The organism is Pseudoalteromonas sp. SR45-1 (genome assembly GCF_014163655.1).
GTDB classification, from domain to species: domain Bacteria; phylum Pseudomonadota; class Gammaproteobacteria; order Enterobacterales; family Alteromonadaceae; genus Pseudoalteromonas; species Pseudoalteromonas distincta.
The window spans coordinates 26045-42883 of record NZ_JACJDR010000001.1 but is presented as its reverse complement, the minus strand read 5'-3'; the positions used below and the strand labels follow the sequence as shown (position 1 = coordinate 42883).

The window sequence follows — 16839 nt, the reverse complement described above, 5'->3', positions numbered from 1 at the left end:
TATACAGGTCAGTTAAAATTTTTAATTTTCATCTGATATTGGCTTAAATAATTTTGCTGTGATTGCTTACTCATTCTAATTTGGTATCAATAGGAGTTTGCAATGGGCTATCTGGTTGATAAGGTTGAATGGGATATAAAAAAAGATATGCTACAAAAAATTCGAGAGCGAGTTTTTGTTTACGAGTTACATATCCCCAAGCATATCGAATTTGATAGCCTAGATAAAATTGCATTACATGTACTTGTTACAGACGATGCAAACTGCCCAATAGCAACAGGTAGATTATGTAAAGATGGCTTAATCGGCAGAATAGCTGTATTACCTGAGCACCGTAATCGCAAAGTATATAAATCGCTTCTCAACTTTATTGTAGAATTAGCGTCAAACCAAGGTATTGAAGAAGTAAGCATTAATTGTATTTTAAATGAAGTAGAGCGTTTTAAGCGCAATGGCTTTATTCAGCAAGGGAATGTATTTATGGAGGCGGGAATTCCTAGGCAACGTATGCAATGCCCTGTTTCGGCGTTTAATACTACTCCCTTCACACTTGTCCATTAGATAAAGAGAAGGGCGATAAATAAGCTATCACCCTCTACTTTTTTACTTAACCCAAACCGTCGTTACTTTGCCTCATTTGCCCACAGCGGCTCATTATCATACATTTCGTACAAGCCATGGGCTCTATTGATAAGTAAGTTAGCAAAGTCTACCTGTGTTTTATCACGCGCGCCTGTACTCATAATCTGATCCGCTTTTAATTGCCACTGCAAAGAAAAGTAACGCATTGCATCACGAGCATCTGTAGCTGCACTTACTTCAGCATGATCTGTAGGTAACCGCCCTGTTACTACCCAATATGTTTTACCGTTCTGTGCTTTAAATTTCCACATTGCACAAAGTGGTGCTAAAAATCGACTGTCTTTATCAACTACTGATTTTGGCATAATGCCCTTTTCGGCTAAATGCTTTTGCGCTGTTTGAAAACATTCGCGTTGCCACTGCATTCTTTGCTCATCAGTTATAACTTGTTCTTTTGCTGTTAACGGCTTTTTTTCTTGTTGCTGCATTTTTATTAACCTTTTACTTCTTTTTTAACACTCTAAGGGCTTAGTAAATAAGGTGCAAGTATAAAACGGTCATTTGCACCTTAAAGCGCTCTGTTTGCTGTGTTTTTAGCCAAACTATTATTTTATATTGTGATCAAACGAACCCACATCACCCGGAAATACTACTGGCGACTCAACACCGTCTTTACTGACAGAGGCTACACCAAAGTAATAATTATCAATCACTACGTTTTTAAGTGTGTACTGTGAAACCTTACCAACGTATTTACTAAACTGCCATTGCGGCTCGCTCGTGTAACGCCAATAAATTTTATAGCCAGCAATATTTTCATCACTGCTTTGTTGCCATGAAAACGACGTATCAGCTGTAACAGCTCCCTTTATTTTAACTTCTTTTGGTGGTGCGGGCGCCCACGCCATAGATGCCATCGTTACCGCATTAAGTGAAGTTAACTTAGCTGTATAATCAAAATCAACGCCTTCAATAGTATCGCCATACTCAACGCCATTTTCAGTGCGTAAATCTTGATGCTGACGATCGTAGTGCTCGTTAGTTTCCATAATACGCACTGCTGCAAAACCTGCATCATTAAATGGACGATGATGCCCACCACGGCCAAATCTATCTAATCGATATACAAGCATTGTATCTAGGTTAGGAATGTATCTGTCAGCAATAGTATCTATGTAGCGCGCTAAATTTCGACTCGCCGAATCAACTTCACCACCCGTAAAGCGGCGAGTATTAGCTTGCTCTTTTGTTTCTACAACACGGGTACCTTCTGAAAATATACGCGCAGTTGTATTATCAGTTACCCCATTAATACCGGTAATATTGCCAATCATATCGTTGTTTAAAACGCCATGAACTTGCCAGTCATGCTTTTGCGCATAAGCCGTTAATATTTTTCCGCCAAACAAACCCTGCTCTTCGCCCGAAAGCGCCGCGTAAACTACCGAACCATTAAATTTGTATTTACTTAAAACACGAGCAGCTTCAATTACTCCCGCTACACCTGATGCGTTATCATTTGCCCCAGGTGAATCACTCGTAAAGTCCATAACATCACTTACACGAGAATCTATATCACCCGACATAATCACCATGCGATTAGGTTCGCTTGACCCTCGTTGAATAGCCACAATGTTAACCACTTCAACAGGATTAGGAATGCGTTTTTCGCCAGATATAGTGTCCTTTACTTCAATGATTTCCAAACAACCGCCACACTGCGCGGATATTTTTTCAAATTCATTTTTTATCCAGCGCCTGGCCGCACCAATGCCTCGAGTATCCGATTTAGTTTCTGAAAGCGTATGGCGAGTACCGAAATCCACCAGCGTTTGAATGTCACTACCAATACGTTCGGCTGATACTTGAGCTGCTATATCATGTAATTTTTGCTGTTCTGTGTATTGAAGTTGTGTTTTCCCATGTGCTGATAATGCAAGTGTGCAGGCGCCTGCAATTGCAGTAAATTTAAGTAACGTTGTTGTGATTTTCAAAGGTGTTTTAAGCATCTATTAGCTCCTAATTATTATAGTGTAACCATTACTTAACTAAGATTTTATGGCAATACATTTGAGGTAGATGCAGAAAGGATCACGCTAAAGCGCATTTACAAGAGTTTATTAGGATAGTAAAAAGCCCACTACCTTTTATAGGTACTGGCCAAAATTTATTATGCATACTTTTAATGAGTGGTTTTAATATCAAATTCTTTCAAAAAGGCCTCATGTCCTCCTAAGCTTGCAAGCACACCAGCAGAAAACATAAATATTAATACAAATGCTAAACAGCTCAAAAACTCCGAACTATTTTCAGGCTTAATATAGTAGTTAAGTAAAAAACCACTCAACACACCTATAAAAGCTATTTTGCTAAATAAAAAGTAACTTGGGATCTCAAATGCCCAAACTGAGGTATTGTTTACAAACTGCCTATATCCATACGTCATAAAAGCCAACATACCAACAATACTAATTGCAAAAGTAGACACTGTGGTTAATACGCTCATATTTTTATAAATAAGCACATACCCTAATCGTAAAGAATAGATAAATACCGCAAACCACGCTAAAACAGCAGGCCCTAGAATCAATCCCATTTCCAATCCTTGAATAACGTCTAAGTAATTAATTGCTAATACAATATTATATTTAGAGGTTAAATTACAAACCTTGTTACACAATAATCTATAAAAAAATGCGATTTTCGTGGCACACTGTAATTGTGTATACATTAATAGTTTAAGTTATGCGTCAACTAAAAGAAGATACAATTAAAAGTAACCTTATTGAGTCGCAGCAAAGCGCGTACGGCCCCGTATGCGTGTATCAAAATAAAGAATATCGGTGGTTAACGCTTGCACAAAAAACCAATGAAGACATAACAATTCAAGGCGTTATGAACCTTACGCACCCAGAGCAAGTAATAGTACCTGTAAACCAATGTATGATGTTATTTTTACTTAAACCGGTAGATACACTCAATATATTAAATTTAGGTTTAGGCACTGCAGGGTTTGAGCGAATTATGTATCACTTGCAAAGTAGTACGCCTTACATAAACACCATCAATACATTTAACACGGTAGAAATAAACCCAAACATTGCCTTAATTGCTGCACAGCACTTTAAGTTACCAATTAAGCACAGCAGCTATTTACAATGCGCCGAACAATATATTACCCAATGCCCTGATCACTTTAACGTAATCACTATCGATATTTTTAGTGGTGAATATCATCAGCCTTTTTTAACCAGCGATAGCTTTTGGCAAAATATAAATCGCTGCAGTGAGCAAAATACGCAAGTAATCATTAATTTAAACCCACAAACTGGCCAAGAGCTGCAAATGCTTTTAGTACTTTTAAGGCAACATTTTAAGTGCTTAGCGATAATAGAGTTTAACGAATACAAAAATATAGTGATCATACTAAGCCAGCAAACATTAATGCATATAAACGTTGATGAAATACAAAACTCACCGGTGTTTATAAACTTTGCGCCAGACCTTTATAAAAGTATTAACAGCATTTACCACATTGAATGAAACGCTTTACCGCCCAGGTTCATGTTTTTCATAGCACGGTAAGCTTGTTTCTAACTTCTCCCAGTTAGCTTTAGACGTAACAAAATTATGCGATAAAACCTGCTCAGTAATATCGCTATCAAATATTCCTAAACGAATTCGTATTCTGCTTTTGTCATCACTGTTGCTACTGTAAACAGGCGAGCCACAACATCTACAAAAATAACGTGTGCGCCCTGCTTTAAAACTATATTCACTGAGTCGTTCTTGACCTTTTGTTATTGTAAAGTCACTTGTATTTACAAAGCCATTGGTTGCAAATGCAGTCCCGCTGTTTTTTCTGCACAGTGAACAATGACAATGAATAATGCTGGTTATACTGCCCGACACTTCAACGTTTACTTCACCACACAAACACGAACCCGTATACATATAACATCCTAACTATTAAATTATTTTTATACTCAGTTAAAATTTGCTGAGTTGATTTTATAAATACAATAACAACATTATATTTCTCAAGCTCTATTAAACCATAACTTTTGTTTTAGTGATTGACATAAAAAAATTAAATTGGTTATATAGTTATTAATAAAAAGCTATAGCCAAAATTAAAATTGGTTAACCAAATATCAATAATATTGCGAGAGCCAATTATGCATTCCAAACATATTCTAATTCTTTGCTTATTCAGCACGCTCTCAGCGTGTTCAAACATTCACAAAAGTACATCGAACGATTGGCTGCTTATTGATGATTTTGAAAGTTCACTTAGCAAGTGGCAGAGTGTCGATACCCAAAATGAAACTAAACCACAGGTTAAAAATCCACAAATAACAGTTATACAATCAGAACAAGCAAACTCATCAACAAATCATTATTTACTAAAAAAGCCTGCGGCTGAGGGCATTGTAGGAAATCGTAAAGCACTTTCTTATACAAAGCTTCCACAAGCGGTTGAAGTTGGTCAAACCTACACATTTTATATACGTATAAACGTCGCTGCGTTTCCTAATAATCATGCTTTTGGATTGAGTAACCTTACTCCAGCGCTAATAAATAAACATGCGTACGATGCGTTTGAGCCAACACTTCGCGTAACCGATAAAACAGAATCAAACGGGTTTGTAAACGATGGCGCTTTAATGGTTAAAACCGACAGCGGATATAGCAACATTCAAAACTACACTACAAAACAGTCAGCTAAACCTCTGCAAACAAATACTTGGTACGACGTATGGTACGTTGTTAATAACGCAGCAGCCTCAGAGCAAGGTCAGCAATATGATGTTTACGTAAAAGGTGGTGAGTTTAACAGTCAAACGCTGGTATATAAAAATGCACAATTTAGAATGAAGCGCGAACAACCTCTTATATACTTTTTAGCAAACTGTAATACAGGCCCAATTAAAAAGCCTTACGGAAATGGTGGTCTCAGATATGACGATTTATACATGAGCGAAGGAATAAACCTAAGTAACCCAACGCAATAAATAAGAATAATACTCATAATTAGTGCCCTACAAACCTGCATTTAAAAATACTTAAATGGTATGATACTCGTCATTATTTGCCATTTAAGTTTTAAAATGTATCGATTATTTGAAAAAATGACAAAAGCATTTCCTGAGGACCAACCCACTCAGCCGCCTTCTACTTTATTTGCTTTTTGTCGCCACTACACCAAAGGAATGGAACTGTCGTTGCTGCTTATGTCAATCAGTGCCGCCATGCTCGCTATTTTAGAGGTTTCTTTATTTAGCTACATGGGCCAACTTGTTGATTGGTTAACCGCCTACACGCCCGAAACTTTGTTTATAGAGCAAAAGTCTGAACTTATTAAAATGGCTGTCATGCTGTTATTAGTATTGCCCATTGTTGTCTTTTTCCATTCTGCTATTTTGCACCAAGCATTGCTTGGCAATTATCCTATGTCAATTCGTTGGTTAGCACATCGTTATTTACTGCGCCAAAGTGTTAGCTTTTATCAAAATGAATTTGCAGGAAGAATAGCCACTAAAGTACTGCAAACTTCTTTAGCCGTTCGCGAAACAGTGACCAAACTACTCGATGTATTAATGTATATCGTGGTTTATTTTGGCTCAATGGTATTTTTAGTTGCCGAAGCTGATTGGCGCTTAATGATCCCTTTATTAGTTTGGTTGGTTTTATACATTTGCGTGCAACTTTACTTTGTACCGCGCCTTAAAAAAATTGCCAGCTCACAAGCCGATGCGCGCTCAGAAATGACTGGTCGTATTGTTGATAGTTACACTAACATTTCAACTATTAAATTGTTTTCGTATACCCAGCGTGAAGAGCAATACGCAAAACAAAGCATGGATGTATTTTTACAGCCTGTGTACAAGCAAATGCGCTTAGTAACCAGTTTAAACTTTGTTATTCAAAGCTTAAATTACCTATTAGTATTTTCGGTTGCCGCTGTATCACTTTATTTATGGTCGCTTAGCGTAATTAGCGCCGGAGCTATTGCTGTTGCTGTTAGCTTAGCGCTTAGATTAAACGGTATGGCGCAGTGGATCATGTGGGAAATAAGCAGCTTGTTCGAAAACATTGGCACCGTAGCCGATGGTATGAAAACACTGTCGAACCCTATCGAAGTTGCCGATAAACCAAATGCTGATACGCTTAACGTAAGCCAAGGTGCTATTGAGTTTAACAACGTACACTTTAACTACGGCAAAGCTGCAAAAGAGACTAATCGCAGCCCTGTAATGAACGGTTTAAACTTAAATATTAAACCTGGCGAAAAAATTGGTTTAGTCGGTCGCTCTGGCGCGGGTAAATCAACACTTGTTAACTTATTACTGCGCTTTTACGATACCGACTCTGGAACAATAAAAATTGATGGGCAAAACATCACAGACGTTAGCCAAGAAAGCCTACGCCGCTACATAGCAATGGTAACGCAAGATACCTCCTTGCTTCATCGCTCAGTAAAAGACAATATTTTGTACGGTCGCCCCGATGCAACCCACGATGAGATGATCAACGCGACCAAACAAGCTAAGGCGCTTGAGTTTATAAACGACTTGGTCGACAGCAAAGGCAATAAAGGCTTTGATGCACAAGTGGGCGAACGCGGTGTTACGCTTTCAGGCGGTCAACGCCAACGTATTGCTATTGCACGTGTACTACTTAAAAATGCACCCATACTTATACTCGACGAAGCCACCAGCGCACTCGACTCAGAAGTAGAAGCCGCAATTCAGGCAAGTCTTGATGATTTAATGACAGGTAAAACAGTTATTGCCATAGCGCACAGGCTATCAACCATTGCACAAATGGATAGATTAATTGTACTTGATGACGGCGGCGTAGTTGAGCAAGGCACTCATGAACAATTAATCGCTAAGGGTGGAATATACGCAGCCCTATGGACACACCAAACAGGCGGGTTTATAGGCGTCGATTAGCCATTAATATTACATTACGGTAGAGGTAGTTTTATTCTGCTTCTACTTTAAACAAAAAAGCGAAGATGCCTTAAAGGCTCTTCGCTTTTTTTATCGTTATAAATAAATTTTATAACTTTTTTATAAATTAAGAGATTAGCCTTAACCCTATCATTATCAGCATAACCACATTAGCAAGTACGCCGATTAAAAAAAAGTAACTACGTGGGCTTGGGTTTTTCTCCGTTGCTATAGCGTAGTACAGCGCCATGTGAATTAAACGCGCAATTAAATACACCCAAATACACATTGCAAAAATCGGGCTTTGATAATTAATTACAAACGCAAATAACACCGTACCTATAAATAATGCACTGTTTTCAAGCGTATTATGAAACGTACGATGTGCTCTAAATATAAAGCTGTCGTGCGATAAATCCTCGTCAATTTTACCTGGTACAGCATTTGGTTCTTTAGCTTTGCTAAACGTAGCCACAGCCCACTGTACAAGCAACATAATTAAATAGAGGTAAAATGCCAAATAGGCCGAAAGTGCAACTTCAGTCATTATTAAATCCCTTGTTTTGTTTTTAACTTAGTATTGATTGCAATTTTGAAGCCTAAGCTAACATACTGATATTCAAAGGGTTAATCTAATAGACCTAATTACATATGTAAGTAACACACAGCATTGTATAAAATTTACTTGTTATAATTTTAAAAAATAACATCAAAACTAAACTGTATACTGCTGGATTTACTCCGATCTATAAAGTTTAAACTCTTCAAGCGAAGCATCCCATAACGCTACCTGATTACGCCCCAAGGACTTAGCCTCATAAAGAGCTAAATCAGCCTGTTCAATCAACTCAGAAGGTGTTCTGGCTTTAAATTTAATAGACGTAACCCCAAAGCTACACGTAACAGGAATATCTTCAAATGTCGCTTTTTCAACTTTAATACGAATAGCCTCAGCTATACGTATTGCTTGCTCTTGAGTTGTGTTGGGCAAAATAATACAAAATTCTTCGCCACCAAAACGGGCCACGCTATCACTTTTACGTATATTAGCTTGTAAAAGTTCGGCTACGCCACAAAGTACTGTGTCACCAATGCTATGCCCATAGGTGTCGTTAACGCTTTTAAAATGATCAATATCGACCATTAAAATACAGTACTCTTCAATCTGAGGTAAATCCATAAAGTCGCGATTCATAACCTCAAATAAAATACGACGGTTATAACAATTGGTCAAAGGGTCTCTTGCTGCCAAATAGTCTAACTCTTCATTACGTTTTTTAGAGGCAATAAAACTTCTATAAACCAGTAATACAATAGCTAAACAAGCGGCTAATAAAAATGCTAGCGCAATACTGGCGTATTTATTCTTTGAAAGCTCTAGCTCTGATATAACTCTAGCTTGGGCGGCGATTTCAATTTGATTATTTTTCTTTTCAAGCTCAAGCTGATGGCGTTTTTCTTTTTCTCTTAACGTCTCAAGCTCTATTTCCATTTTGTGCGAATGTAAATGTGCTTTTTCAAGCGCCAATTTATCTTCATTTCTTTCATTTTGAATGATATCGGTCAGGGCTATTTCTTCTTCCGCGTAACGAAGTGACTCGTCTATGCGCCCACGCAGCTTTTCGGCTATTCGAATTTCACGATAAGCGTATAGCATATGTAACTTATCATCTAACTGCGTTGATAAAGCGAGTGATCTTTTAAGTAAGATAATCGCCTCATTTGTATCAATTCCAATTAAAATCGCGGCTAACGCAGTAAGCGACTTTATCTCATAAAGTTTACCACCTGCTTCTCTGGCAAACGACAATGACTCTTTGTAATACTCTATAGCCTTGTTGTTATTTCCTTGGGCACGATAAATATTACCAATAATACGTGCTGTTGTAGAAATGTACGATGTAAGGTTTTTGTTTTTATAAGTGATATAAGCTTTTTTAGCATATTGCATTGCTGATGCTAAGTCGCCAGATTCGAGGTTAATAACAGCCATTTCTCTTAAAGCTGAAGCGAGCGTTTTTTCCTCGACCATACCTTTTGGCAAATCGATAGTTATTTGATAGAAAAATTCGGCCTGATCAAACTGCCTTAATCGTGTATACACCAGTCCCATTTGATTTGATGTTTTAGCAATCCCAAGCATGTTATTTACTTTTTTATAATATAAATATGCCTCATTTATATGTTCAAGTGATTTTTCATAAAGGTTAATATGACGATAAATAATACCCGCCCCTAGTAATGCCTTAGCAAAGCCAACAGGGTCGTCAATGTCTTTATGTATTTCTAATGCGCGAGTGGAGTAATCAAGGGCTAAAACTAAGTTATCTAAATAACGGTGTGCTTCTGCTAGTGTATTTAAAGTACGCGCCATTAGCTTTAAATCACCTAAATTAGAATATACCTCTAAAGCTTTTGTATAAAAGTGAGCCGTTTGCTCTCTATTTTTGAGGCGTTTATACGACTGAGCTAATTTTTTATACGTTTCACCTAACTGTCTTTGTATTAATTCGTCTTCGTCAACAAGGTATTTTAAAGCAGATGTATATTGCGCGTTCGCGTTATTGTACTTTTTTTGTTCATAAAACGAATCCCCCTTAGTAAGGAGCACTTGCGCTATAAAAAAGTCATCGCCATATACAAGGGTTGTTGGTAATAAAGTTTCAATGCGTGTAGTAAGTTCGTCATAACGTTTTTCTTCTAATAATATATTTATATAATTAATAGACGCCTTTATTTGGTTTCGTGAATCATTTAATTTGCTGTAGTAAACAGAGGATTGTAAAAAGTGTTCGAGCGATGCATTAATATTGTTATTTTTTTTATTCGCCCTACCTAGCAAGTTATGTAGCTTTGCGCTGAGTAACGTGTCATCAGCACTTTGCGCTTGTGACAACAACGACTTACTTAGTTCAATACTTGTTATAACGTCAGTATCTATAAGTAATTCAGCTCTTTTTAGCAGCCCTGCATTAGATTCATTAGTTAAATTGTATGAGGTGGTTTCTTGTGCGTAAGCGCTGTTTAAGCTAACAAACAAAGCAAAAAGCAAAGCTTTCACTAAAAATGTAAAATTATAAATTCGCTTTACATTGAAACTATGTATTTGCGAAGGTAAATCCATATTTCGCTTATGATTCAAGTAGGTATAAAATTCCATATTTACCATTTTAGTAATTTATTATTAATACAATTCAAAAGGCTGATGATAAAATATACAAACCGGCGCAATACATCAAGTATTGCTGCTATATGAATACTTTTAATTTATAATTTTAGCATAATTATGCATAGAGCAAGCCTAGCTTCTTAGTTTTAGTGTAACTAACACAATACCATGATCGGTACTTAAATCATCACGCTCAAATTCGGGGTTAATTAAGTGACGATCATAAGTATTATACTCAATCACCTCAAAAAAACTGCCAAGGTAGCTGGCATCAAACTCACAAGATAATAAAATATAATCAAGCACGGAGCTGCTCGCGCCATAATAATGTGTTGGTGCTCTTAAGGGCATAAGCTTAGTTGCATTAACATTTTTTGCTTCGTTTTCATCAGCTAAATCAAAAATGCTATTGCTTTCACTATCGCTTATTTCATCGCTAGTCATTGCCTCACCATTAAATAGTCCATCTTCGTTTAGCTGCGACTTAACAAACAAATCCCATGAATCATTTAAACAATATTTAGCGAGGTAGGTTTTAGCATCAAATGCAGGCGCAAAGCGTAGCGTACTTGTCAGTAAATGGCTTAATACGCCATCCGCTAGTTCATTATTAAAGTCCCCCATTAATAGCATGGGTTGTTGCGTAGCTTCGCGACGGGCAATCATTTGTATCATTAGTAATGTAGCTTCACTGCCACGCTGAATAGTTGAGCCCCACCCACCCGCTACATTCGCTTTTAAAATTTCAATTATGTTTTGCTCGGGTGTAAGCTCTTTATTATGCTCATCGACATTAATCATTGGGCGCTTAGATTTAAAATGCACCACGTAACAATCAGTATTGCCTATATGCGGCAGCGTTATAGTTGCTCTTAGTACTTTACGACTAAAAGTAAACTCACTATTAAGGCCAAGCGCAATTGCAAGCTCACTATCGTGCTCAACCGCTGCTACTTCAACTATGGGGTATTTAGAGGCGATTGCCACTACAGGGCGTTTATAAATAAAGTCATCAATCACCTCTGGCGTATCAACTACAGCAAAGTAATTATAACCTTGCTCGCCTACTAGCTCTTTTAATGAGTCAATGCTAAACACTTCCTGAAAACCAATCACATCAGGGGCATGTTCTGTTAAGTAATCAACAATCCAACGCTGCTTTTTAGCCCACTGCTGCACAGTATAAATTTTTTCAAACTCATAGTATGCATTGGGCGGCTCAAGATAGTTAAACAGGTTAAATGTGGCTATTTTTAGTTGGGTGTTAATAATTCCAGATTCATCACTTTTTAAATCTGTATCTAACTGTTTAAGATCTTGATTGCTGATGGGTATCGCCTAAGTAAAGTTGAAAGTGTTGCTGGCTTATAAACTATCATTTTATTACATGTTTACGTAATAAATCAGCCAGCTTAATTGTAATTTTATACACTCTTTTACTTTATACCAATCCGCAATAATACTTAATCATTTTGCGGGGCTAAACGTGTCGCTACCTGTGTTAAAAAATTCTCATTTACGACTGCATGGATGCAGAAGGTAGAGCAATGCAGGAGCAATTGCCGAGAACAACTAAATAGCGAATTTTTTGCCTAGCTAACAACACGTTTTTCCAGCCTCAAAATAGATCACTTAATTAAGCGAATTGGTATTAGTCTTTATTATATCCCTCAATAAATAGCATTAACGTGCTTAACCATATAAAATTCGCGGCAATTAAATATGAGCGAAGCGACATTGTAATGAGTAGAAAGATTGAACTATTAGCCCCAGGCGGTGATGTTAACGCGGTAAAAGCCGCCATTGTAGCCGGTGCTAATGCGGTTTATTGTGGGTTAGATACCTTTAATGCACGTAACCGAGCGTCTAATCTTTCGTTTGATGAGCTTAACGGCGCACTTCGCCTAGCCCATGAATACGGCTGTGAAATATTTTTAACGCTAAATGTAGTTATATTAGAGCACGAAATGGGCGCGCTATTTAAGCTACTTAACCAACTCGTAAATACCACGCTCGATGGCATTATTGTGCAAGATTTAGGGTTGTTCAATATAGTTAAAAAGCACTTTCCTACTTTGCATATTCACGCATCAACTCAGTTAACCACCCATAACGAATCACAGGTTGAGTTTTTAGCGCGCATTGGCGCTACACGTGTAAATTTATCGCGCGAGCTTAACTTAACTGAAATTAAAATATTGACCGACGTAGCGCACAAATGCGATGTATTAACCGAGGTGTTTGTACATGGTGCATTGTGTATTGCGTTTTCGGGGCAATGTTATTCAAGCTCAGTAAGTGTGGGTAACTCAGGTAACCGTGGTCGTTGCTCACAAGCATGTCGTGATGAATACGAGCCAACCGCCATGGGTAACAAACATCCGTTAAACTTAAAAGATAATTCAGCCTATTTTGATTTACCGGAGTTGGTAGCCGCGGGTGTTGACTCGTTAAAAGTAGAAGGCCGCATTAAAGGTGCTAACTACGTACATACCGTTATTGATAGCTGGCGCAAACAAATAGATACCTTTGTACAAACAGGTAATTTAATTGAAGACGATTCAAGCTTATACAAAGTATTTAACCGTAATTTTACTAATAAGTTTTTGCAAGGTGACATGACAAAAAACATGTTTACCGACAACCCGCGCGACCATAGCTTTGATCACGCTAACGAAAAGAGTAACGCGATTTCGGTTGTGCAAATTTACGATGCACAACAAGAGCTCGCCGCAGAAAAAAATGACATTGATACGTTAGTTAAAAAGAAGATTGAGTTTTTAGATATTTCAAAACGAGAACTACGCTTTGAGTTTAGCGGCCAATTAAACCAGCCATTTACAGTAACACTGACAATAAACGATAAACACGACAACACCCTAGCAGAGCAAAGCGCTCTGCAACCTCTACGCTTTGAAGTTCAATCGCAAATGCCTATGCAAACCGCCGATAAATCGATTGTGGACATTGCAGCTATTGATAAACGCTTTAAAACCTTTAGTAATGCCAATTTTGAAATTAAAAATATGGATTACTCAAACTTAGGCAACAACTTGAGCATTCCGTTTAAAGAGCTTGCCCGTATTAAAAAGCAAGTCGCGTTTTTATTAAACGAAGGCAAAGACGTACTCGCCCCTGTTGAACTGCCAAAACTAGTAAACCACCCTAAAGCCGATAACAAAACAACACTCTCTATTTTAATATCGGACATAAAAGACGTTCATCTATGTGATTTAACAGATGGCGATGTTTACTTTAAATTACCAGAGAGCTTTAGAACCGATAACGATAAATACATTAATGTATTTTTAGAGCACCCACATTTAATTCCGTGGTTTCCGGCGGTGTTAATTGGTAAAGATTTTGAAGAAGCGGTACGTTTGCTCGAGGTTGTAAAACCTAAGCTTATTATTAGTAACAACACAGGCGTTGCATTTAAAGCAGTACAAATGGGTATTGACTGGATTGCAGGCCCGTTGTTAAACACCACAAACTCTTATGCGTTACTAACACTACAAGAAGATTTAAACGCAAAAGGCGCGTTTATTTCAAACGAAATAAACAAACCACAAATGCGTAATATTAAACGCCCTAACAATTTTAAAATGATGTACAGCATTTATCATCCAATACTAATGATGACTAGCCGACAGTGTTTTTTCCAACAAACCGTTGGCTGTAAAAAACCACGTATTGACGCAAGCTGTATGCTGAGCTGTAAAAAAGAAACCACCGTTACCAATGTTAAAGGTATTAGCTTTGCTATTGATAAACAAAAAGGCGGCTACCCAAGTATTTACAACCATGAGCAATTTTTAAACATGGATATTGTGAGTGACTTTGCCGACAAATTTGACGAATTTATGATTGATTTAACCGACATTGGCTCAGGCGATAAAGAAAAACTGGATAAAGCCGTGTTACTTGCGCATTTTCAAGATTTAATTAACGGGCAAACACAAGCGGTTGAACACTTAAATAGCTTGGTTAAAGTACAAACCCGCCAGCAGTATGTTGAAGGCCTAAACAGCTAAGGTAACTAACATGACATTGCCATTATTATATTCATTACAACACTGCCCATACGCAATGCGTGCACGAATGGGTATTTTAATGGCAGAGCAACAAGTACTTCTACGCGCTATAAAAACTAAAAATAAACCGCCGCATCTGTTGCAAATATCGCCTAAAGGCACGGTGCCTGTTTTATTACTGCCTAATAACCAAGTTATAGATGAAAGCCTCGATATAATGCTGTGGGCTTTAAAGCAAAACGATCCGCATAATTTACTGCATACTCAAGACCCATTAGCACTTGAGCGCATGCTTGAGTTAATTAAGCTAAACGACACGCAATTTAAACCGGTGCTCGAAAAGTACAAATTTTATGCTCGTACAAAAGACATGGCACAAATTTATTATCAAAAAGCCTGCGAAGAGTTTATTAAGCAATTTGAAGTAAAACTAACCACGCATAAATACTTAATAGGCGATGAAAAAAGTCTAGCCGATTATGCCCTGCTGCCATTTATTAGACAGTTTGCCCGCGTAGATAAACACTGGTACTTACAAAGTGAATATACGCATGTTCGTGCATGGTTAAACGAGTTTTTACACGCCCCTATTTTCACCAAAGTCATGGCCAAATTTGATTTGTATATGGACTGCGGCGAAGAGTTTTTATACGGCGTTAAAAAGTCTTAAATTAGCCTTTGTTTTATAAGGAATTACATTACTTTAACTAGCTGTAAATCTTAGCATTGAATTATTCTCATCATCGGATTTAAGCCCTTTATTTACGCTATACTGCCCTCCCCATTATTAACAAACGCTATGCATTATGAACTACTCAAACTTTGGCACTAAATTTACACAACCCAACGGCATTACTCAGTTAATGGAAGATTTAGGTGGTGCTAAAAATAGCAACAATCCTAATATTGTTATGCTGGGTGGCGGTAACCCCGCATTAGTACCACAAGTAAATGAGGTTTTTTTAAGTGAATTACAAAAACTCGTTGCCAGTAACATGGTATCGCAGGTATTTGGCCTTTACGACGGCCCAACCGGTAACGACGAGTTTAGAGCGGCATTAGCAGGCCAGCTAAGTAAAGAGTATGCATGGGATATTAGCGCCGATAACATAGCACTTGGTAATGGCAGCCAAGCTAACTTTTTTGTGCTGTTTAATATGTTGGCAGGCGAAATGCCGGATGGCAGCCATAAAAAGATTTTATTTCCCCTTGCGCCAGAGTACATAGGTTATGCCGATCAAGGTTTATCGGCTGATATGTTTGTTGCCATAAAGCCTGATATCGAAATTTTGAATACAGGCAGCACATCAAAACAGTTTAAATACGTCATTGATTTTAAAGCAGTTGAAAAAACACTTACAAACGACAGCAGCATAAGCGCGCTGTGCGTATCACGCCCTACTAACCCAACAGGTAATGTAATTACTGATGATGAAGTAAAACACCTTGATTTACTTGCTAAGCAATATGGTATTCCACTCATTATTGATAACGCATATGGCGATCCGTTCCCAGGTTGTATTTACACCGATGCAAACCTAACGTGGAACTCAAATATTATTTTATGTATGTCACTTTCAAAACTTGGCCTACCGGGTTTACGCAGCGGTATTGTGGTTGCCAATAATGAGATTATTAAAGCAATTGGCCGCGTAAACGGCAGCATGGTTTTATCACCAAATAGTATTGGCCCAAGCTTAGTGACACGCTTAATTAACGACAACGAACTACTGCCACTGTGTCGTAATGTTGTACTGCCTTTTTATCGTAATAAAGCACACATAGCGATTGAGTTGTTTGACGAAGTATTTGCCGAACTGCCTGTTTATTTGCACAAAGTTGAAGGTGCATTTTTTATGTGGCTGTGGTTTAAAGATGCAAAAATAACAAGCGAGGTATTGTATCAACAACTTAAAGAGAAAGACGTGTATGTGATCCCAGGTCATAACTTTTTTATCGGCATTGACAATGATTGGGCGCATAAGCACGAGTGTATCCGTATTAACTATGCTACCGATGCAGATACCCTAAAAAAAGGCTTAGAAGCGATTAAAAGCCTAATAAAGTAAATATACTGATGCCGATATAAATATCG

The 16839-nt window shown here is 37.7% G+C and carries 14 protein-coding genes; 7 read left to right on the top strand and 7 right to left on the bottom strand.

Going from position 1 to position 16839, the window contains the following annotated elements; genetic code table 11:
- Window positions 1–102 precede the first annotated feature (102 nt).
- Complete coding sequence (locus tag H5089_RS00190) at window positions 103–561, top strand: GNAT family N-acetyltransferase (protein WP_024594684.1); 459 nt, start codon at window positions 103–105, stop codon at window positions 559–561.
- Window positions 562–623: 62 nt separating this feature from the next.
- Here the strand turns inward: H5089_RS00190 and H5089_RS00185 are convergent, their stop codons facing one another.
- From H5089_RS00185 to H5089_RS00175, 3 genes are all read right to left on the bottom strand, one after another.
- Entirely contained in the window at window positions 624–1070 is a 447-nt protein-coding gene (locus H5089_RS00185) for a DUF4826 family protein (RefSeq protein ID WP_024594685.1), read from the bottom strand.
- Window positions 1071–1187: 117 nt separating this feature from the next.
- Complete coding sequence (locus H5089_RS00180; RefSeq protein WP_002962717.1) at window positions 1188–2591, bottom strand: M28 family peptidase; 1404 nt, start codon at window positions 2589–2591, stop codon at window positions 1188–1190.
- A gap of 173 nt (window positions 2592–2764) precedes the next feature.
- Window positions 2765–3178 (bottom strand): hypothetical protein, encoded by a 414-nt coding sequence (locus H5089_RS00175; RefSeq protein WP_002962719.1) that lies wholly within the window; start codon window positions 3176–3178, stop codon window positions 2765–2767.
- Window positions 3179–3327: 149 nt separating this feature from the next.
- Here H5089_RS00175 and H5089_RS00170 point away from each other — a divergent pair, with 149 nt between their 5' ends.
- Entirely contained in the window at window positions 3328–4125 is a 798-nt protein-coding gene (locus H5089_RS00170) for a hypothetical protein (RefSeq protein ID WP_182696478.1), read from the top strand.
- Window positions 4126–4131: 6 nt separating this feature from the next.
- On the opposite strand, the gene H5089_RS00165 is transcribed toward H5089_RS00170, so the two are convergent.
- Window positions 4132–4536, bottom strand: a complete 405-nt coding sequence (locus H5089_RS00165; protein ID WP_182696479.1) for a GFA family protein — start codon at window positions 4534–4536, stop codon at window positions 4132–4134.
- A gap of 224 nt (window positions 4537–4760) precedes the next feature.
- Between H5089_RS00165 and H5089_RS00160 the strand changes: the two genes are divergently transcribed.
- On the top strand, window positions 4761–5597 hold the full coding sequence (locus H5089_RS00160; protein ID WP_182711189.1) for a hypothetical protein: 837 nt from the start codon (window positions 4761–4763) through the stop codon (window positions 5595–5597).
- A 96-nt stretch (window positions 5598–5693) separates the two neighbouring features.
- Entirely contained in the window at window positions 5694–7541 is a 1848-nt protein-coding gene (locus H5089_RS00155; protein WP_154903025.1) for an ABC transporter ATP-binding protein, read from the top strand.
- Window positions 7542–7668: 127 nt separating this feature from the next.
- Here H5089_RS00155 and H5089_RS00150 read toward each other — a convergent pair whose 3' ends face one another.
- The 3 genes from H5089_RS00150 to H5089_RS00140 all read right to left on the bottom strand — a co-directional run bounded on the left by H5089_RS00150 (window position 7669) and on the right by H5089_RS00140 (window position 11946).
- On the bottom strand, window positions 7669–8088 hold the full coding sequence (locus H5089_RS00150) for an MAPEG family protein (RefSeq protein ID WP_002963227.1): 420 nt from the start codon (window positions 8086–8088) through the stop codon (window positions 7669–7671).
- A 189-nt stretch (window positions 8089–8277) separates the two neighbouring features.
- On the bottom strand, window positions 8278–10665 hold the full coding sequence (locus H5089_RS00145; RefSeq protein ID WP_182711188.1) for a GGDEF domain-containing protein: 2388 nt from the start codon (window positions 10663–10665) through the stop codon (window positions 8278–8280).
- 177 nt (window positions 10666–10842) lie between these two features.
- Entirely contained in the window at window positions 10843–11946 is a 1104-nt protein-coding gene (locus tag H5089_RS00140; RefSeq protein WP_182711389.1) for an endonuclease/exonuclease/phosphatase family protein, read from the bottom strand.
- Window positions 11947–12452: 506 nt separating this feature from the next.
- Between H5089_RS00140 and H5089_RS00135 the strand changes: the two genes are divergently transcribed.
- From H5089_RS00135 to H5089_RS00125, 3 genes are all read left to right on the top strand, one after another.
- The gene (locus tag H5089_RS00135) at window positions 12453–14744 is read left to right on the top strand and encodes a peptidase U32 family protein (protein ID WP_182711187.1); all 2292 of its coding nucleotides are present in this window, start codon (window positions 12453–12455) and stop codon (window positions 14742–14744) included.
- Between the two features lie 10 nt (window positions 14745–14754).
- Window positions 14755–15414 (top strand): glutathione S-transferase, encoded by a 660-nt coding sequence (locus H5089_RS00130; protein ID WP_154903022.1) that lies wholly within the window; start codon window positions 14755–14757, stop codon window positions 15412–15414.
- A gap of 136 nt (window positions 15415–15550) precedes the next feature.
- Window positions 15551–16813: a valine--pyruvate transaminase gene (locus H5089_RS00125; RefSeq protein ID WP_182711186.1), complete on the top strand. Its 1263-nt coding sequence runs from the start codon at window positions 15551–15553 to the stop codon at window positions 16811–16813.
- Window positions 16814–16839 lie beyond the last annotated feature (26 nt).